Source organism: Helcococcus sp. SA-HE-C1 (genome assembly GCF_985670335.1).
The window spans coordinates 147,741-167,663 of sequence record NZ_OZ484652.1; the positions used below are offsets into that span (position 1 = coordinate 147,741).

At 32.8% G+C, this 19,923-nt stretch carries 18 protein-coding genes, 4 tRNA genes and 3 rRNA genes; 20 read left to right on the forward strand and 5 right to left on the reverse strand.

What is annotated here, in order from left to right; all coding sequences use genetic code 11:
- The first annotated feature begins 9 nt into the window (after positions 1 to 9).
- The 11 genes from murB (at position 10) to AC4KN9_RS00780 (ending at position 8,860) form a co-directional block, all read left to right on the forward strand.
- On the forward strand, positions 10 to 918 hold the full coding sequence (gene murB / locus AC4KN9_RS00730; protein WP_491016774.1) for a UDP-N-acetylmuramate dehydrogenase: 909 nt from the start codon (positions 10 to 12) through the stop codon (positions 916 to 918).
- 2 nt (positions 919 to 920) lie between these two features.
- Positions 921 to 1,769 (forward strand): RNase adapter RapZ, encoded by an 849-nt coding sequence (rapZ, locus tag AC4KN9_RS00735; RefSeq protein WP_491016775.1) that lies wholly within the window; start codon positions 921 to 923, stop codon positions 1,767 to 1,769.
- Between the two features lie 23 nt (positions 1,770 to 1,792).
- On the forward strand, positions 1,793 to 2,224 hold the full coding sequence (locus tag AC4KN9_RS00740) for an NUDIX hydrolase (RefSeq protein ID WP_491016776.1): 432 nt from the start codon (positions 1,793 to 1,795) through the stop codon (positions 2,222 to 2,224).
- Entirely contained in the window at positions 2,202 to 3,131 is a 930-nt protein-coding gene (gene whiA, locus AC4KN9_RS00745) for a DNA-binding protein WhiA (protein WP_491016777.1), read from the forward strand. Before AC4KN9_RS00740 ends, whiA begins: the two co-directional genes overlap by 23 nt.
- 418 nt (positions 3,132 to 3,549) lie before the next feature.
- Positions 3,550 to 5,078, forward strand: a 16S ribosomal RNA gene (locus tag AC4KN9_RS00750).
- Positions 5,079 to 5,207: 129 nt separating this feature from the next.
- A tRNA-Ala gene (locus tag AC4KN9_RS00755) sits at positions 5,208 to 5,283 on the forward strand.
- A gap of 37 nt (positions 5,284 to 5,320) precedes the next feature.
- Positions 5,321 to 8,383, forward strand: a 23S ribosomal RNA gene (locus AC4KN9_RS00760).
- A gap of 39 nt (positions 8,384 to 8,422) precedes the next feature.
- Positions 8,423 to 8,539: ribosomal RNA gene (gene rrf, locus AC4KN9_RS00765) — 5S ribosomal RNA — on the forward strand.
- Together the 16S, 23S and 5S rRNA genes with 4 tRNA genes alongside form the textbook arrangement of a ribosomal RNA operon.
- Before the next feature lie 55 nt (positions 8,540 to 8,594).
- Positions 8,595 to 8,669: transfer RNA gene (locus AC4KN9_RS00770), tRNA-Asn, on the forward strand.
- 4 nt (positions 8,670 to 8,673) lie between these two features.
- A tRNA-Leu gene (locus AC4KN9_RS00775) sits at positions 8,674 to 8,762 on the forward strand.
- 21 nt (positions 8,763 to 8,783) lie between these two features.
- Positions 8,784 to 8,860: transfer RNA gene (locus AC4KN9_RS00780), tRNA-Met, on the forward strand.
- A gap of 75 nt (positions 8,861 to 8,935) precedes the next feature.
- Here the strand turns inward: AC4KN9_RS00780 and AC4KN9_RS00785 are convergent.
- From AC4KN9_RS00785 to AC4KN9_RS00805, 5 genes are all read right to left on the reverse strand, one after another.
- Positions 8,936 to 10,045 (reverse strand): tyrosine-type recombinase/integrase, encoded by a 1,110-nt coding sequence (locus AC4KN9_RS00785; protein ID WP_491016778.1) that lies wholly within the window; start codon positions 10,043 to 10,045, stop codon positions 8,936 to 8,938.
- 134 nt (positions 10,046 to 10,179) lie between these two features.
- Positions 10,180 to 11,697, reverse strand: a complete 1,518-nt coding sequence (locus AC4KN9_RS00790; RefSeq protein ID WP_491016779.1) for an RNA/DNA-binding domain-containing protein — start codon at positions 11,695 to 11,697, stop codon at positions 10,180 to 10,182.
- A 311-nt stretch (positions 11,698 to 12,008) separates the two neighbouring features.
- Positions 12,009 to 12,638 carry a LexA family protein gene (locus AC4KN9_RS00795; RefSeq protein WP_491016780.1) on the reverse strand — a complete coding sequence of 210 codons (630 nt, stop codon included), beginning with the start codon at positions 12,636 to 12,638 and terminating at the stop codon, positions 12,009 to 12,011.
- Positions 12,639 to 12,670: 32 nt separating this feature from the next.
- Positions 12,671 to 13,123 carry an ImmA/IrrE family metallo-endopeptidase gene (locus tag AC4KN9_RS00800; protein WP_491016781.1) on the reverse strand — a complete coding sequence of 151 codons (453 nt, stop codon included), beginning with the start codon at positions 13,121 to 13,123 and terminating at the stop codon, positions 12,671 to 12,673.
- Positions 13,120 to 13,539 carry a helix-turn-helix domain-containing protein gene (locus AC4KN9_RS00805; RefSeq protein WP_491016782.1) on the reverse strand — a complete coding sequence of 140 codons (420 nt, stop codon included), beginning with the start codon at positions 13,537 to 13,539 and terminating at the stop codon, positions 13,120 to 13,122. The genes AC4KN9_RS00800 and AC4KN9_RS00805 overlap by 4 nt, the downstream gene beginning before the upstream one ends.
- A 168-nt stretch (positions 13,540 to 13,707) precedes the next feature.
- Between AC4KN9_RS00805 and AC4KN9_RS00810 the strand changes: the two genes are divergently transcribed.
- The 9 genes from AC4KN9_RS00810 (at position 13,708) to AC4KN9_RS00850 (ending at position 19,919) form a co-directional block, all read left to right on the forward strand.
- Positions 13,708 to 13,842, forward strand: a complete 135-nt coding sequence (locus AC4KN9_RS00810) for a hypothetical protein (protein ID WP_491016783.1) — start codon at positions 13,708 to 13,710, stop codon at positions 13,840 to 13,842.
- 131 nt (positions 13,843 to 13,973) lie between these two features.
- Positions 13,974 to 14,159, forward strand: coding sequence for a helix-turn-helix transcriptional regulator (locus tag AC4KN9_RS00815; RefSeq protein WP_491016784.1), 186 nt, complete (start codon positions 13,974 to 13,976; stop codon positions 14,157 to 14,159).
- Between the two features lie 89 nt (positions 14,160 to 14,248).
- Entirely contained in the window at positions 14,249 to 15,040 is a 792-nt protein-coding gene (locus AC4KN9_RS00820) for a phage antirepressor (RefSeq protein WP_491016785.1), read from the forward strand.
- 2 nt (positions 15,041 to 15,042) lie between these two features.
- On the forward strand, positions 15,043 to 15,210 hold the full coding sequence (locus AC4KN9_RS00825) for a hypothetical protein (protein ID WP_491016786.1): 168 nt from the start codon (positions 15,043 to 15,045) through the stop codon (positions 15,208 to 15,210).
- Positions 15,211 to 15,360: 150 nt separating this feature from the next.
- On the forward strand, positions 15,361 to 15,504 hold the full coding sequence (locus AC4KN9_RS00830; protein ID WP_491016787.1) for a hypothetical protein: 144 nt from the start codon (positions 15,361 to 15,363) through the stop codon (positions 15,502 to 15,504).
- A 318-nt stretch (positions 15,505 to 15,822) separates the two neighbouring features.
- Positions 15,823 to 16,359, forward strand: a complete 537-nt coding sequence (locus AC4KN9_RS00835) for a pentapeptide repeat-containing protein (RefSeq protein ID WP_491016788.1) — start codon at positions 15,823 to 15,825, stop codon at positions 16,357 to 16,359.
- The gene (locus AC4KN9_RS00840; protein ID WP_491016789.1) at positions 16,352 to 18,295 is read left to right on the forward strand and encodes an AAA family ATPase; all 1,944 of its coding nucleotides are present in this window, start codon (positions 16,352 to 16,354) and stop codon (positions 18,293 to 18,295) included. The genes AC4KN9_RS00835 and AC4KN9_RS00840 overlap by 8 nt, the downstream gene beginning before the upstream one ends.
- A gap of 9 nt (positions 18,296 to 18,304) precedes the next feature.
- Complete coding sequence (locus tag AC4KN9_RS00845) at positions 18,305 to 19,189, forward strand: recombinase RecT (RefSeq protein WP_491016790.1); 885 nt, start codon at positions 18,305 to 18,307, stop codon at positions 19,187 to 19,189.
- Between the two features lie 10 nt (positions 19,190 to 19,199).
- Complete coding sequence (locus AC4KN9_RS00850; protein WP_491016791.1) at positions 19,200 to 19,919, forward strand: MBL fold metallo-hydrolase; 720 nt, start codon at positions 19,200 to 19,202, stop codon at positions 19,917 to 19,919.
- Positions 19,920 to 19,923 lie beyond the last annotated feature (4 nt).

Below are 19,923 nucleotides of genomic sequence, written 5' to 3' on the forward strand. Positions count from 1 at the left end.
AGGTGAAAAATGATATTAGAAGTAAAAAATCAAATTAAAAGTGGAGAATATGGAAAGTTTTCAGAAGTTGAAAAATTGAAAGACTACACAACGCTAAAAATTGGTGGGATTGCAGATATTATGGTTTTTCCTGAAAATGAAGAACAAATCATTTCTTTGGTGAAGTTATGTTCAAGATATGATGAAATATACACTGTAATAGGGCTAGGATTTAATATTTTGGTTTCTGATAAAGGGATTAGAGGAGTTGTGATTGTATTGAGAGAAAATTTTAGCAAAATATCTGTAGATGGGAATCAAATAAAGGCATTTGCTGGAACCAGTTTGAGAGATGTTGCTATAAAATCATTTGAAAATGAATTAACAGGAATGGAACCAGTTAGCGGTATACCGGGTACTGTTGGTGGTGCAATCATAATGAACGCTGGAGCATATGGTAGAGAAATGGTTGATATTGTAAAAACAGTACGATGTATCAATAAACACGGTGAAATATTTGATTACACAAATGCAGAAATGCAATTTTCATATAGAAATTCTATAGCGGCAGAAAAAGAATTATTGGTCTTATCAGCTACTTTTATTCTTGATAAAGGTGTAAAAAATGATATTTATGAAAAATTCAAAGAATATGATGAAAAAAGATGGAGTAAGCAACCTATGGATGCTTACTCAGCTGGTTCTACATTTAAGAGACCGGATGGATACTTTGCTTCGAAGCTAATAGACGAATCAGGACTAAGAGGATTTACGGTTGGAGAAGCGATGGTATCAGAAAAACATTGTGGATTTTTAATCAATAAATCAAATTCTACTTGCGAAAATTTTCTAAAATTAATCGAAGAAGTGAAAAGAGTTGTAAATGAAAAACATAGTGTTCATTTAGAAAGAGAAGTTAAATTAATAGGGGAAAGATAAAAATGACTAAAGATATTGTAATAATAACAGGTATGAGTGGTGCGGGAAAAACTTCAGCTATAAATATTTGTCAAGATAATGGTTATTACAGTATTGACAATATACCTCCTAAACTTATAACACAATACATTGATTATGCTAAAAAAAATAATATAGAAAAAGAAAAAATAGCATTTGTAATAGATATAAGATTGGGGAGATTATTAGAAGATCTAGAAAATATAGTTGAAGATTTAAGAAGTAAAAATTATTTGGTAAAAATTATCTTTATTGATGCCAGTGATAATGAGTTAATTAGAAGGTTTCAAGAAAAAAGACGACCTCATATATATGGAGGTATTCCACTAGAAGAGGCTATCTATAGAGAAAGAAATGAATTAAGTAAAATAAAAAAAATAGCAGATGAATATATAGATACCACAAATAGAAATATAGGATATTTACAATCTAAATTACTCGAAATACTTGAAGTTTCAAGTATTGAAGATATAAGAATTATGAGTTTTGGATTTAAATATGGTCAATTAATAGAAGCAGATTATATTTTTGACGTTAGATTTATTAAAAATCCTTTTTATATAAAAAATTTAAGATCGAAGACCGGGTTAGATAAAGAGGTTATAGATTATGTGATGGGATTAGAATACACTAAAGAATTTATATCTAAATCTGTAGACTTATTAGAATTTGTTATTCCCAAATTTAAGAAAGTGGGCAAAAATAACCTTGTTATCGGTGTTGGTTGTAGTGGTGGGCAACATAAATCGGTAGTAATTTCAGAAGAAATAAATAAGATTTTAAGAAATAAGTATAATTCAAGGGTTTTTCATAGAGAAGAAAAGAAATGGTAATGATGCAGAAAAGGAGGTGGTTTATGAAGGAGCATAGTGCTGGAGGCGTAGTAATTAATGACTATAAAATATTACTATTGAAAAAATTTTATGGTGATTGGGTTCTTCCTAAAGGAAAAATAGAAACGGACGAAACCACAGCTCTTACTGCGATTAGAGAAGTAAGTGAAGAAACGGGGATTAATGCAGAGGTTATAAAAAAAGTAGGTTATGCAAGATATTATTATTTTTATAAAAGTGAAAAAATATCTAAAAGAGTTGACTATTATTTAATGAGTTATTCTGGTGGAGAACTAAAACCTCAGCGTGAAGAAGGGTTTTCGTTAGCTGAATTTGTAGAATATGACAGAGCTTTAGAAATATTAAAACACAATTCAGAAAAACAAATGGTAATAAACGCAATGAAATTTTACGAGGAAATAAAAAATCAAGATGTCATTTTCAAACGAGATTAAAAAAGAACTTTCAAAGAAAAAAATAGGATCAAAACTTGAAGCGTTATTAGAACTTTCATCCATACTTAAGGTTAATGCTAGCATTTCTATAAGAAATGCTTTTATTAATATAAATTTTTTTACAGAAAGTGAATATGTAGTAAAAAGGATATACAAATTAATAGACTATTTATATGATTATGAATGCACCATAAGTAGATTGGAAAATAATAATATAATGAAGGATGGTTTATACAGTCTTAGCGTAGAGGATGAGCATATTGTAGAAAAAATGATGGCGGAATCAGGTTTTGACATATTTGGTGGATACAAAACTAGTACAAATGTAGTGTATTTAAGAGCAATCAGTCTTAAAGAAAGGGGAGCATCAGCATTCTTAAGAGGTATCTTTATGGGTGCCGGAACAGTGGTTGATCCTCAAAAAAGTTACAACCTTGAACTTATACTAACCAACAAAGAAGAGGATGAAATAACAAGAAATATCTTAAACTATTTAAATATAGAATCTTTATATAAAGAAAGAAAAGAAAAAAAAATAATATATTTTAAGAATTCAGAAGCTATAGGCGAATTTTTACACGTTATAGGAGCTACAAATTCTATGTTAAGTCTAGAAAATATAAAAGTAAAAAAAGATATAAGCAATAATATTAATAGAAGACTAAATTTTGAAATGGCAAATATAAGCAGGACTGTAAAATCTTCACTCGAACAAATAGAAGCGATAAATATACTGGAAAAAAATAATAAACTACCAAAAGAATATATAGAATTAGCTAAATATAGAAAGGAATATCCTGAATACTCTCTAAAGCAAATAGGAGAAAAATTTAGTCCACCTATATCTAAATCGAATTTAGCCTATAAAATTAATAAGATAAAAAAATTAGCAAAAGAAATAAAATAATACGTAATTTAGAAACTGAATTACGTATTATTTTTTTGAGATAAAAATCTTGACAAAATAAAATAAAATTGATAAGATACAGAAACCGTTGAAAAAACGGTAAAAAATAATATCAAAAAAAACTTGACAATAATTTGTATAGTTGATATTATATAAAAGTTGTCGAAAAAAACAATTTACGACAATAAAAAATAAGAAAAAAAACTTGACAAAAGATTTTATTCTTATTATACTTTAATAGTTGTCTCAAAAAAGGCTTTAAAAATAAATATTTGACAAAGCACTTAAAAGATGATAACATTAAATAACACTCTTCTGACTAAGAAGAAGTGTATATAAAGAACCTAAACAAATAAATAACGTCAATAACTTTTGAGTTGATAATTTCAAAAATAATTATATAAGCTAGATCAAACTTTATTTTGAGAGTTTGATCCTGGCTCAGGACGAACGCTGGCGGCGTGCTTAACACATGCAAGTTGAACGAGAAATTTATGATTGATTCTTCGGATGAAAGATTAAATGGAAAGTAGCGAACGGGTGAGTAACACGTGAGAAACCTGCCTATTACAAAGGGATAGCCTCGGGAAACCGGGATTAATACCTTATGATACATTTTAATCGCATGATTTAGATGTTAAAGTTTTTTCGGTAATAGATGGTCTCGCGTCTGATTAGCTAGATGGTAGGGTAATGGCGTACCATGGCGACGATCAGTAGCCGGATTGAGAGGTTGAACGGCCACACTGGAACTGAGACACGGTCCAGACTCCTACGGGAGGCAGCAGTGGGGAATTTTGCACAATGGGGGAAACCCTGATGCAGCGACGCCGCGTGAATGATGAAGGCCTTCGGGTTGTAAAGTTCTGTCCTTGGTGAAGATAATGACTGTAACCAAGAAGCAAGCCCTGGCTAAATACGTGCCAGCAGCCGCGGTAATACGTATGGGGCAAGCGTTGTCCGGAATTATTGGGCGTAAAGGGTACGTAGGCGGTTTACTAAGTCTGAATTAAAAGGCAGTGGCTCAACCATTGTAAGGTTTAGATACTGGTAAACTTGAGTAGATGAGGGGAAAGTGGAATTCCATGTGTAGCGGTGAAATGCGTAGATATATGGAGGAACACCTGTGGCGAAGGCGACTTTCTGGAATCTAACTGACGCTGAGGTACGAAGGCGTGGGGAGCAAACAGGATTAGATACCCTGGTAGTCCACGCAGTAAACGATGAGTGCTAGTTGTCGGGGGTCAAACCTCGGTGACGCAGCTAACGCATTAAGCACTCCGCCTGGGGAGTACGTACGCAAGTATGAAACTCAAAGGAATTGACGGGGACCCGCACAAGCAGCGGAGCATGTGGTTTAATTCGAAGCAACGCGAAGAACCTTACCAAGGCTTGACATATACATGACGAGTTTAGAGATAAGCTTTTCCCTTCGGGGACATGTATACAGGTGGTGCATGGTTGTCGTCAGCTCGTGTCGTGAGATGTTGGGTTAAGTCCCGTAACGAGCGCAACCCTTGTCTTTAGTTACTAGCGAGTAATGTCGAGGACTCTAGAGAGACTGCCGGTGATAAACCGGAGGAAGGTGGGGATGACGTCAAATCATCATGCCCTATATGTCTTGGGCTACACACGTGCTACAATGGTCTGAACAAAGTGCAGCTAACTCGTGAGAGCAAGCGAATCACATAAAACAAATCTCAGTTCGGATTGCAGGCTGCAACTCGCCTGCATGAAGTCGGAGTTGCTAGTAATCGTGGATCAGAACGCCACGGTGAATGCGTTCCCGGGTCTTGTACACACCGCCCGTCACACCATGGGAGTTGGCAATACCCGAAGTCGTCGAGCTAACCTTTTAGGAGGCAGACGCCGAAGGTAGGGTCAATAACTGGGGTGAAGTCGTAACAAGGTAGCCGTATCGGAAGGTGCGGCTGGATCACCTCCTTTCTAAGGAAAAGTTAATGGAGAAACAAGTATTCATTAACAAAAAAAGAGAAATTACGACTCAGTCAAGTGTTGGCGTTATTGTTTAGTTAATTTAATATTAATCTGATATTTATATCAGATTTTCTTTATGGGGGTATAGCTCAGATGGGAGAGCGTCTGCCTTGCACGCAGAAGGCCAGGAGTTCGAATCTCCTTACCTCCACCAATTGAACCTTAAAAATTAAATAGTAAGAAATATTTCTGGTCAAACAGAAAAGAGCGCAAGGTGAATGCCTTGGCACATGGAGCCGAAGAAGGACGTTAGCAAACGAAAGCTACGGGGATCTGCAAAAAGAGTCAATCCGTAGGTGTCCGAATGGGGAAACCCACATGATGAAGAATCATGTACCTTTAAGTGAATACATAGCTTACTGGAGGAAAACCCGGAGAACTGAAACATCTAAGTACCCGGAGGAAGAGAAAGAAAACTCGATTTTCAAAGTAGCGGCGAGCGAAATGGAAAGAGCCCAACTTAGCAACGTGTTTATGATATCTAGTAGAATAAGCTGGAAAGCTTAACCAAAGAAGGTAAAGGTCCTGTATACGAAAGATAGATTAAGCTAGCTAGAAAGAGTACCGTCGAACACGTGTAATTCGGCGGGAATATAGAGGGACCACCCTCTAAGGCTAAATACTACCATGTGACCGATAGTGAAGAGTACCGTGAGGGAAAGGTGAAAAGAACCCCGGGAGGGGAGTGAAATAGAATCTGAAACCTTGTGCTTACAATCAGTGGAAGCAGGCAGGACCTGTGACTACGTACTTTTTGTAGAACGGGCAAGCGAGTTATGGTAATTGGCGAGGTTAATTAATTAAGTTAAGGAGCCGTAGGGAAACCAAGTGTGAAAAGCGCGAATAGTCTGTTGCCATAGACCCGAAACTGGGTAATCTAGCCATGAGCAGGGTGAAGTTGAAGTAAAATTCAATGGAAGGCCAACCGGGTACGGTTTAAAACGTATCGGATGACTTGTGGTTAGGGGTGAAAAGCCAATCGAACCCAGAGATAGCTGGTTCTCCTCGAAATAGCTTTAGGGCTAGCGTTGATTTTAGACTATGGGAGGTAGAGCACTGAATGGTCGCGGGGCGTATGACGTTACCAAGATCTATCAAACTCCGAATTCCCAATAGTTATAATCAGCAGTCAGAACGTGAGGGATAAGCTTCACGCTCGAAAGGGAAACAGCCCAGACCGTCAGCTAAGGTCCCCAAATCATGTTAAGTGGTAAAGGATGTGATCCTACTTAGACAACTAGGATGTTGGCTTAGAAGCAGCCACTCATTTAAAGAGTGCGTAATAGCTCACTAGTCAAGTGGGATTGCGCCGAAGATAAACGGGGCTAAACATGATACCGAAGCTACGGAATTTAGAGACAAGAAGTAAGTGATTTAAGTTTAATCAGAAATATTAATTCAAAAATAATCAAATGAAAAAGACGAAATTATAAAAATTTCATACGTCAGACATCAAGTTATCTCCAGATTGAAGAAAAATCAATTTGAAAGAAAACAAAATGAAGTATAAAAGAAACAATTTCAAGAAAAGATGGATTAAAAAACAGAGTAAACTTAGAAAATTTACTTCTCGTCTCTAGATTGGTAGAGGAGCATCGTGTACACGTTGAAGCTGAATCGTAAGATTAGGTGGAGAGTACACGAGAGAATGCTGGCATGAGTAGCGAGAAGGTGAGTGAGAATCTCACCCGTCAAAAACCTAAGGTTTCCTGGGCAAGGCTCGTCCTCCCAGGGTAAGTCGGGACCTAAGCTAAGGCCGAAAGGCGTAGGCGATGGACAACAGGTTGAAATTCCTGTACTACTAGTAATCGCTTGAGAGATGTGTTGACGCAGAAGGTTAGGTTAAGCGCACGAATGGAAATGTGCGTCTAAGCGTAAAGTTAGCCTGGGAGGCAAATCCCCCGGGTAACGATGAAACGTGATGGGAATCGAAAAATAAGTAGAGAAGTAACTGACACCAAGCTGCCGAGAAAAGACACTATCGAGATTAAAAGTACCCGTACCGCAAACCGACACAGGTAGGTAGGAAGAGAATTCTAAGACGCGCGGAAGAACCATTGTTAAGGAACTCGGCAAAATGACCCCGTAACTTCGGGAGAAGGGGTGCCCTCAAAAGAGGGCCGCAGTGAATTCGCCAAGCGACTGTTTACCAAAAACACAAGTATCTGCTAAGTCGCAAGACGAAGTATAGGTGCTGACACCTGCCCGGTGCTGGAAGGTTAAGGGGAAGGCTTAGCGCAAGCGAAGGCTAGAACTTAAGCCCCAGTAAACAGCAGCCGTAACTATAACGGTCCTAAGGTAGCGAAATTCCTTGTCGGGTAAGTTCCGACCCGCACGAAAGGTGTAACGATTTGGGCACTGTCTCAACAATGGATCCGGTGAAATTGTATTAGTTGTGAAGATGCAACTTACCCACGCTAGGACGGAAAGACCCCGTGGAGCTTTACTGTAGATTGATATTGGATTTTGAGGCTTAATGTAGAGGATATGTGGGAGACAAGAATCATTGGCGCCAGCTGATGAGGAGTCGCCGTTGGAATACCACACTTTAAGCTTTAAGGTTCTAACCAGGTGCTATGAATCTAGCACTGGGACACTGTCAGTTGGGCAGTTTGACTGGGGCGGTCGCCTCCTAAACAGTAACGGAGGCGTTCAAAGGTTCGCTCAGAATGGACGGAAACCATTTAAAGAGTGCAAAGGCAAAAGCGAGCTTGACTGCGACACCTACAAGTGGAGCAGATACGAAAGTAGGACTTAGTGATCCGGTGGTACCGAGTGGAAGGGCCATCGCTCAACGGATAAAAGCTACCCCGGGGATAACAGGCTTATCTCCCCCAAGAGTTCACATCGACGGGGAGGTTTGGCACCTCGATGTCGGCTCGTCTCATCCTGGGGCTGGAGTAGGTCCCAAGGGTTGGGCTGTTCGCCCATTAAAGAGGCACGCGAGCTGGGTTCAGAACGTCGCGAGACAGTTCGGTCCCTATCCAGCGTGGGCGTAAGAAATTTGAGAGGAGCTGTCCTTAGTACGAGAGGACCGGGATGGACAGACCGCTGGTGTATCAGTTGTCATGCCAATGGCACGGCTGAGTAGCTAAGTCTGGAAGGGATAAGTGCTGAAGGCATCTAAGTACGAAGCCCCCCTCAAGATTAGATTTCTAAAAGAGTCCTTGTAGAAAATGAGGTTGATAGGTCGAAGGTGGAAGTACAGTAATGTATGTAGCTAATCGATACTAATAACTCGAAAGTTTGACCAGAAATATTTCTTACTATTAAAAAAGAGTTCAAAAAAAATATATGGTGACAATAGCAAAGGGGATACACCTGTTCCCATCTCGAACACAGAAGTTAAGTCCTTTAACGCTGATGGTACTTGGATGGAGACGTCCTGGGAGAGTAGGTAGTCGCCAAATATATTGGTGATCTCGGTCCTTGTGACCGAGATATCATCAAATTTAAATAGAATGTTCCTAGGTAGCTCAACGGCAGAGCAATCGGCTGTTAACCGATAGGTTGTGGGTTCGAAACCCACCCTGGGAGCCAATATGCCGGGGTGGCGGAATAGGTAGACGCACAGGACTTAAAATCCTGCGGAGGTTAAACTCCGTATCGGTTCGATTCCGATCCTCGGCACCATCTATTTAATTAAGTTAATATCGCGGGATGGAGCAGTTTGGTAGCTCGTCGGGCTCATAACCCGAAGGTCATAGGTTCAAATCCTATTCCCGCAACCAAATAAGAAGAGGATAGCTAATTTTAGCTATCCTTTTTAAGTGTGTTAAATTAAAGTTACGACAAAGTTACGAGTCTTATTTTAAATTCTCAATTAAGTTATCCAATATATTTATTTTGTCTTTCTCCATGACATGATTATATATGTTAAGTGTCGTAGTTATATCAGAATGACCTAATCTATCCATTATGGCGGGTAACGAACCCTCGCTTTGGTTTGCTTGCATTAGCCCTGTAGTATGCATATGCCTGAACCTATGAATGTCAATTTTATTCATGTTATATTTTTTAGTTATACTATCCAAAACTTTGATAGGATAGTTTAAGCCTATATGAGTTTTATCAAACTTGGAAAACATTAATTCACATCTACCAATTAATCTGAATTGCTCTTTTTTCCAGTCATGTAGTATTGACATAGTGGTTTTATCTATTGATATTTCTCGAGACTTGCTTGTCTTAGTGCTACCTGTAACTTCACCATCAACGGTATATTTCCTCGACTTTGAAATTGTAAGCATATTGTGAGTAAAATCTAAATCTCTCCATTCTAACGCTAGAATTTCACCTCTACGCATTCCAGAAAATGCAAGAAGTCTGAAAAAAGCATACCACATTAAAGATATTTCGATTTTTACATATTCAAGAAATTGCATTAATTCATTTACAGTCCAGATATAATCGATTTTCTTTTTCATTTTTACCTCTTTTGTCGGAAAAATAATATAATTGCAAGGATTTTCTTTTGCGTAGTTTCTTGAGATAGCATAATTTATTAGCTTTTTTAAATACCCGCAGTACTCTTTATACTTCGTTATTTGTTTTGACTTCTCATTTACCCAACTTTGCACCATTTTTACGTTAATTTTATCTACAAAAACTTCTCCAAATTCATTTAATATATGAAGTCTAAAAATGTCTAATGTTCTTTTAAATGTAGATTCTTTTACAGTGTTTCTATAAATTTCAATCCACTCATCATATACTGATTGAATTGTATAATGACGTGATTTTACTTCTTCAAGTCCGTTTATTAATTTAGCATATTCTATCTTTGCTTGTCTTTCAGAAGTAAATCCTCTTCGATTTGTTCTTTTTTCTTTACCTGTTAATGGATTTATCCCTAAATACGCATTAAACTTATATTTCTTTTTTCCATTTTTATCAATATAGCTTTTAATATTCATAAAAAATACTCCTTTCTTGTATGTTAAGAGGAGTATATGCTATAATTCTATTGTGGATAGGGTATAGCAATATACTCTTTATATAATCCCTTACCAGGTGAGAGTGGTAGGGCTTTTTTTTATTGATTTTCTAATTAAATTGATTTTTTTATTATATTTTTTAATGAATCAAGAGTTTTAATTAAATCTATTTCTAATCCATAGGGATTATTATTTTTCAACTTATATCTGGTTGCTGATGATTTTCCAAATGATTCAATGTAATTTTTTTGTATTAATGAATTTAAAATTAAAAGAGATGTAGGCTTATCTATATTAAAATATTCATCTATATCAAGTCTTTTTACTGTTATATTATTTATAATATAACTTAATACTTCTTTTTCTTGATTATTTAAATCATTAGCATTTTCTATTATAGATGTATCATATATAGTTAATAAAACTCTTCCAGGTTGAGTTTCTAAATCTGGAAAAAATAAATTATATTTTCTTACAGCTGTTAATATTTTAGGAACCCCAGTTCCTGCTCTCTCACATAAATTTATAAATGAAAATATACGTTGAACAGTATGATTTCTAGGTTCAGAAAATTCTTTTGCAAAATATTGCTTTTTAGTAATTCTTAAAGAACCACCATTTAAGAATTCAAATCTATCCTCATATCTTGTAATGATTATACCTGTTGAACTTTGAAAATCATTATGGATTATTGAATTTACAAACGCTTCTCTTATGGCTTGTCTCATGGGACTATCTTCTTTTCTTGTTATTGAGTTGGAATCAAGCTCAAAGCTTGATTTTAAGGTGCTGTATAATTTATTTATTACTAAAAAGAAAAAATTATATAAATTTCCTTCTCCCCAAGTGCCATCATACACTACTCTGTCTCTCCATCTATCATAGTCAACACCTACATCAATTTTATCAATAAATTCTATATGATAATGAGGAAGTTTTTCAGTAATAGATGAATATTTACCAAAAACTAATAGTCCAGCAATAGTTGGAATTAATGCTCCTGAAGATGATCTATCTGGAACCATAGCACCTATTCTAATTAGAAATTCTAAGTCATCATAAGAATTAAAAGTATGATCAGGCTTAATGTTTGAAAAGTATGTTCTATATTTTTTGATTGTAGCTTTATCTAAATCGTCAATTGTAAAATTTTTTATTTGTTTACTATCAAAAGATTCTCGAACAGAATCTCGAATCATCTCATCTACTAATTCTTTTGAGCAAGGATAATCGCCTGAATCAAGTCTAAAGTATGATTTATATTTATTATTATTTAAGTGAATAGGCTTGTCAGTATATTTTGCAGAAGGGACTCTCATAATTATTATATTTTTACCATCAATGTCCTGGATAATAATATCATCGTCACTTAATAAATTTTTACTTACTTTATTGCTATTTTGAAGATTATCGAACATTTCCTTTATTACTTTTGAAGTATTTGAAACTCCAGTTACATTAATATCATTATTTGTTTCTTCAACGCCTAAAATTATTAATCCTCCGTCACTATTTGCGAAAGCTGAATATGTTTCAAGAGCATCTTTAGGAAAGGTATCCGATGTTTTCTTAAATTCTACATTTTTTCCTTCTTTTAATGTTTTAAGATGAATTTTTTTTGTTATTTCCATTTAATTCTCCAAATCTAATTTTTCATTTTTTAAACTCGTGTAAATCTCGTGTAAATCTCGTGTGAATCTCGTGTAAATCTCGTGTGAATCTCGTGTAAATCTCTTGTGAATCTCGTGTAAATCTCGTGTAAATCTCTTGTGAATCTCGTGTAAATCTCGTGTAAATCTCGTGTAAATCTCGTGTAAATCTCTTGTGAATCTCGTGTAAATCTCGTGTAAATCTCTTGTGAATCTCGTGTAAATCTCGTGTAAATCTCGTGTGAATCTCGTTTTTAAAATTAATTTAATTTAAAATAAAAATTGATTACTCCCTATTTACTCCTCACTTGATAAACTCCAACCATTTCTCCCAATATCATAGCTTCTTCATTATCAGTCAATACAATAGGTTGATAATTGACATTTGCAGGATTTAGAGTGTATGTATTACCAGTTTTATATACTCTTTTTAGAGTGGCTTCATCATCTATAAGAACAGCATATATGTTACCATTTATAAATTCAAAGTCTTTCCTTAAAAGAACTAGATCACCATCATTGATATTTGCTTCAATCATTGAGGCGCCTTTAGCTCTTAGAGCAAAAGAGGCTTTAATGCTAGAGTCTGCTATAAAGTAACCTTCATAGTTCTCATCAGCAAATATTGGCTCGCCACAAGAGATTGTACCTAGTATTGGAATTTTTCTTATTTTCTCTAATGGGATAACTCCTGGTATATTTGACAAATCAGATTTATCTTCAATTAAGTCCGAACGTTTAATTTTTAAATATTTACATATTTTATCAACCTTATCCATTCGGGGCATTTTTTTTCCATTTGCCCAGTTATTTACAGAAGCATCGGAAACCCCTATATAATCAGCTAATTCTAATTGTGTTATATTTTTTTCTTTTAACAGTCTTTTTAAATTTGATGAAAAAACACCTCTAATATTTTGCATTATGTCCTCCATTAGATATATACTATATTAATTCAATTACTTTCGACATTATTCCTCCTATTTTCAATAATATATTTAACATTATCTTCTTTAATCCCTAGCAAGCTTGCCAGTTGTCCAGTTGTTTCTATCCCGTCTTCTATTTCTAAACTTGAGTACAATAGTTTGGTAGCGAAGTAATCAGCTTCACGTTCCATTTTACCTTTATTTAATAAGGGATTATAGAACATTTGAGACTCTTCTATGTGTAATATAGCGTGACCTAATTCATGAGCTAATACGTATTCTTTGTTTTTAATATCATTACTATAATATACACATTCAAATTGACCGATTCTATTATATATAGCTTGATTACCTTGTAGAAGTTCATTATCTTTATCTACAGAGAAGTGATATATATTTAGATAGTCTAATATTTCGTAAATATCATTACTTCCTATAGTTTCGATTAATCCTAACATAATATCGTCTATCCATTTCATTTTTTATCCTTGTATTTTAAAGAAACTAATTTCATCATATTTAAAACTTCATTAGCATAAGAAATCTGATCATCTTCTGAAAGTTTACTAATATCCAAGCCATTAAATCCCATTACTACTTGTTGATGTAACAAGAAGTGCATAGCTTGTTCAGGAGTAGTAAAATGGCTTGGGATAGAGTTATCTAAATCTTCTTTATTACCTTCATTCTCCAAATTAACATCTACAAGACTATTAATGCTAATATTAAATATATCAGCTATTTTATGTAAAGTAGATAAAGTAGGTTCACTATGTGAGCTTTCCCATTTTTGAATGGTAGTATAGGATTTATACCCTAATTTATCAGCTAATTCATCTTGACCCATATTGAATTTTTTTCTTAAATATCTAACATTCTTTGCAAAATAATTCATTTAATAACCTCCTTTAACAATTATAAATAATTTATATTTTATTAACTATATATTATCAATAACTTGATTAATTTTCAAGTAATTTATAAAAAAAATATAAAAAAGACTTGACATGAATTTAATTCATGTATATAATATATACATAAGATAAAGAAAGGGGGTAAACAAGTGAGAAAGTATTTAAGAAAGAAACAAAAAAAAGATGATAATCCAACTAAATTAGCTATAGTACTTGGAATACTATTGATAATTGAAAAAGTATTGGATATCATCTTAAAAATACTAGATAAGTTAGGGCTTTAAGCCTTAACTATATCACTTGTAATTATATATGAAAAAAGATGAAAAGACAATAAGGATATTATTATATATCTTAATAGGGTTAAATATTATAGATTTAATATTAAGATTTATTTAGAAAGGGGGTTAATGCGTTGAAATATACATTAAAAGAACTTAGAGCAAGAAAAAATAAAACTCAAGAAGAAGTGGCTGAAGACTTGCGTGTGACAACAGCTACATATAATAATTGGGAAAATAATCCAGGGATTATAAAACTTTCTAATGCGATAAAAATTAGTAAATATTTTGGTGTAGGGATAGAAGAAATTAAAATATGATTTTTTTTACCTTATTACATGAATTAAATTCAATTGAAATAAAATCATTTGAATTAACAACTACCAAAAGGAAACAAAAAGGAGACAATATGAACGAATTACAAATATTCAATAATAAAGATTTTGGAGAAATCAGAACAATAGTAAAGAATGATGAACCTTGGTTTGTAGGACAAGAAATTACAAAAATCCTGAAGTACCAAAACGGTAGTCGAGATATTAATAGGCACGTTGACGAAGAGGATAGAACAAAACTTATGATGTCAGATGGTAAACAATCAAGAGAAACAATAATCATAAACGAGTCAGGCTTATACAGCTTAATATTATCTAGCAAGTTACCAAAAGCAAAACAATTCAAAAGATGGGTTACAAGCGAAGTTTTACCAAGTATAAGAAAACACGGAGCTTATATGACAGAAGAAGTTCTGCAAAGAACAATAACTAATCCTGATTATCTAATAGGATTACTAACTAACCTTAAAGAAGAACAAGACAAAGTAAAGCAATTAGAAACTACAAACGCTATGCAATCACAACAAATAGCAGAATTAAAACCTAAAGCTGATTATACAGATAAGATACTAAAATCTAAATCATTAGTAAATACTACTCAAATAGCTAAAGATTATGGAATGAGTGCAACACAATTCAACAAGATCCTAAACATCTTAAAAATTCAGTACAAAATGAATGGACAATGGCTTTTATATAGTCAATATCAAGATAAGGGATACACTTCATCAGAAACATTTGAATTTACAGATAGCAAAGGAATTACAAAAACTACAATGACAACTAAATGGGCACAGAAAGGAAGACTGTTTTTATATGAAAAATTAAAGGCTAATGATTATTTGCCAACTATCGAAAGAAGTTAGAAATGAAAGATTTATTAACACAAAAAGAGTTAAGAAAAGAATATCGAATAAGTCATTCTAAATTAATTCAATTTGAAGAAGAAGGACTTAAAAGGTATCAAGAGGATAAAAAGACGGTTCTATATAGCAGGAAAGAATTTGAAGAGTTTAGAAAAGAAAGGTTGGAATAGGAATGATAAAACATTATATTACAAAATATCGAATTAATGGGAAGTTATTTGTGGAAAGCTGGTTACAGTTTGATTTATTCAATAAATCGTATTGCTTTTCTAGAAGAAGAATTGCAATAAAAATGAACTAGATATAGAAAGGAACAAACAATGAAAAAAAGAAGAAGATACACATGGGATTTTTATAAAATGAATCCTGTATTACAGGCGATAGTAATAGGATTTACAGGGCTTGCAACGATAGGTTGGACAATGATTGGAATGTGGTTTTTGTATTTTTTAATGGTGAATTGAGATGGAATTAAAATTAAACGACAAAATAAAAGAATTTAGTGATTTAACATAAAGAAGAAAGTATATACGTATATTTTTAGATACCTGTATATATTATGAAATAGTAGTAAAAACTAGGTTTCGTGAAATTCCACTAAAAGGAGAAGATGAAAAGTTAGCAGAATATATTAAAAAATATTACGAAAAAGAATTAGAAAATATTAATAAAAGATTAAATGAATTACTTAAATAAAAAAAGAGCTGTCAAAAAAGACAACTCATGGTTAGTAAATACGACCTTACTAACCTAATTATAACAAAAACTAGGAGATAAGGAAAATGAAAATTAAAATAAAAAAAATTAATCCAGAAGAATTGAAAGAGATTTTAGAAAAACATAGAAAGTGGCTTAATAATCAACCTGATGGGGAGCGTGCTTTTTTAAGACATATAGATTTAAGAGGTGCAGATTTAAGAGGTGCAGATTTAAGATGTGTAAATTTAAGAGGTGTAGATTTAAGAGGTGCAGATTTAAGAGATGTAAATTTAAGAGGTGTAGATTTAAGAGATGCAGATTTAAGAGGTGCAGATTTAACAGATGTAAATTTCACAGGTACAAAAACTTGGGATACTAATTTTATTAATGTGAGTGGTAAAAGTATTATTAGCCTTCAACTAAATACAGCTGTTAAAAATAGATTAATAAACTATATACCTGATATTGACTGGGGTTCTGCGGGTTGCTTTCAGGGCACTTTAGAAGATTTGGAAAATAGAGTTAAAATTACACATAAAGATAATGAAAAGATACGAAAAAGATATGAAAAAGCTATTGAGTTTATAAAATTTTTAGCAAAGGATTATAAAAATGATTAATAAAATGAAAATAATTTTGAAAGAGTTACAGTTAAAAAACTTTAAAGGAATAAAGGATTTATCAATTACTTTTAATGATAAAACAAAAATAAAAGGTGCTAATGCAACTGGTAAAACTACTATATTTGATGCCTATAGTTGGCTTTTATGGGATAAAGACAGTCTAAATAGAAAAGATTTTAATATCAAGCCTATAGAAAAAAAAGGCAATTCAAAACAAGGAATAGAATCAACAGTTAGTGGAGTAATTGAAGTTAATGGCAAGAAACTAAGTTTATCAAAAACTTATAGAGAAGTCTGGACTAAGAAGCGTGGACAAATAAAAGAAACATTTACAGGTCATACTACTGATTATTACATTAATGATGTTCCTGTTAAGAAATCAGAATATAACGAAAAAATATCAGAGATTATAGATGAAAAAGAATTTAATTTATTATCGAACCCTTTATATTTCAATCAAATCTTAGATAAAAAAGAAAGAAGAGAAATACTTTTTAATTTAATTGATGAAGTTAGCCTTGAAGAGCTAATAAAAGTTAATAAAGACTTAAAAGATTTAGATTTAGAAAACTATAGTATTGATGAATTAAGGTCAATGGCGAAAGCTTCAAGTAAAAAGATTAATGATGAAATTGAAAGCATTCCTGCAAGAGTAGATGAGTTAGAGAACTCCAAGAATGATCATGACTTTAAAAAACTAGAAAAAATAAAGAAATCTATAGAAGATGAACTAGACAAGATAGATGATAAGCTAGCAAATACTAATAAATTATCTGAGGGAATAACAAAGCTTAATTCAAGGATTAATGAATTAGAAAATGAAAAAAGAAGCATTAAAAATAAAAATGAGGAAGAATTTAGAAAAGCTCAAGAAGTTATAGATTCTAAATTCTATGAAAAGCAAAAAGATTTTAATCAATACAGATTTGATTTAGAAGCTGATTTGAACACCATAAAAAATCAATTAAATAATTTTAATAATGACTTAAAATACAAAGAAAACGAAAAAGAAAAGATAAGTTTTGAATTAGATGAATTAAGATTAAAATGGATAGAAGTCAATAATAGTAAGTTTAATGGTTCGCTCAAATGCCCTACATGTGATAGAGAGTTTGAAGAACATAAAAAAGAAGAAATTTTAGAACATTTCAATCTTAACAAATCAAAAGAATTAGAAGATATTTCAAAAAAAGCAAGCGACTTGAAGTCTGAATTATCTACTAAAAACGAATATATTAAAGAATTAAATAATAGGATTTTACAAAATGAAAAAGATGTAGAAGTTCTAAACAAAAAAATTAACGAAATAGGAGAATTTTCAGAAGAAAAAGAAATAGCTGAAAGAAAAGATATATCTAATGAATTAAAGGCAATAGATGAAGAAATAGAAGCTATAACAAAGGAATTAGATCAATTTTCTATAGGGGATAATACTAAATTGTTAGAAGACAAAAAAGAATTTAGGAAAAATTTAGATGAAGTCCTATCACTTCTAGGGCAAAAAGAAAATAACACAAAGATAGACACTAGAATTAACGAATTAAAAGAAAAAGAAAAAACTCTTGCTTCAAAATATGAAGAACAACAATATGTGCTTTATCTATGTGATGAGTATACAAAAGCTTATACAAGCTTAATTCAAGATAATGTAAATAGTTTATTTGAGTATGTATCATTCAAGTTATTTGATACACAAGTTAATGGGTCTATAGTTGAAACAGCAGAAGTAACAGTTGATGGAGTGCCTTATTCAGATGTAAATAATGCTGGCAAAATTAACGCTGGATTAGATGTAATTAACACCTTAAGTAAACATTTAGATAAACAAGTACCGATATTTATTGATAATGCTGAAAGTATAAATAAAGTAAGAGAAACCAAAGCACAAACCGTAGAGCTAATAGTAAGTGAAGATAAAGAATTAATAATTTAGGAGAATAATATGAGTGAATTAAAAAGAGCAGAAGCAACACAAGTAATAAATCAAGCTATAGAACGATTTGGCGACATGATAGCAAAAGGTCATTTTGACTTACCAGAAAACTATAGTTATAAAAACGCTATACAACAAACAAGATTTTTATTAACCAAAGAGATTAAAAGTGGACAAAATAGAGGGAAAACAATATTAGAAGTATGTACGCCGCAAAGTGTTATGCAATCAGTTATGGAAATGGCACAAAAAGGACTTAATCCAGCTAAAGAGCAATGTTACTTTGTTCCTTTCGGGGACGCATGTACTTTATCTGTTAGCTATCAAGGGAAAGTTGCAATAGCTAAAAGAGAAGGTGAAGATATAAAAGATAGCTATGGCTACGCAGTATATAAAGACGATGAATTCGAACTTGACTTCAACATAACAAGCGGAACATATACTATTAAAAAATATAATCCAAATGTTACCAAATGGAGCAAAGATACATTAATAGGAGCGTTCGCTGTGATTACAGATAACGAAGATAAAGTTAAATACACAGAATATATGACTATGGAACAAATTCAAAGTGCTTGGAATATGGGAGCTATGAACGGAAATTCACCTGCACACAAGAACTTTCCAGACCAAATGGCGATAAAAACAGTAAAATCTAGGGCTGTAAAATCGTTTATAAATTCATCAAATGATGAAGATTTAATGAGCTATGAAGAAAAATCAATTAAAGCTATAGATGAAAGTTTTTCTAATGAGTTAAAAGAAAAAGCTAATTTATTAGAGTTAGACACAGAATATGAAGTAATAGACGAAGAAATTGTAGAAGCTATATACGATGATGAAGTTGAGTTGACTCAAGAACAACAGAAAATGATGGACGAAGTACCATTTTAAGAGTTGAGAAATGATAGATATTAAAGTAATTGGCTCGGGTAGTAGTGGTAACTGCTACCTAGTCAATATAAACAATATAAAAATACTACTAGAAGCAGGATTGCCTTTTAAGAAAATTCAACAAGCTATGAAATTTAAACTTAGAGATATAGAAGCTTGTTTAATAACTCATGAACATATGGATCATGCAAAGGCTGTAAAAGAATTAATGAAAGCAGGTGTTGATTGTTATATGACTAAGGGGACTGCAGAAGCATTAGAAATAAGTGGTCATAGATTAAATTACTTTTCAAAAGATGCTAATGATGATTATTGCTGGAAGTTTTTTAATAGATTGGCAATAAAACCTTTCAAAGCTATTCATGATGTTAATGAACCTGTAAGCTTTTTTATAAAGGATACTCACACCAAAGAAAGTATAGTCTTTATAACTGATACAGCATATCTTGAGTATAAGATACCAGATTGTGACTATTTAATGATTGAATGTAACTACATAAAATCTGTACTAGATGAAAAAACTGAGTCTGGAAAGATAAATGTAAGTTTAAGAAACAGGATTATTAAAAATCACATGGCTTTAGAAACTTTATTAAAAGCATTAGGACAAGCTGATTTTAAGAAATTAAAAAAGATTTATATTTTACATTTATCCGACAGCAATTCAGATGAAAAAATAATTTTAGAAGAAGTTCAAAAGGCAACGGGTGTAATAGTAGAAGTGTGTTAGGAGA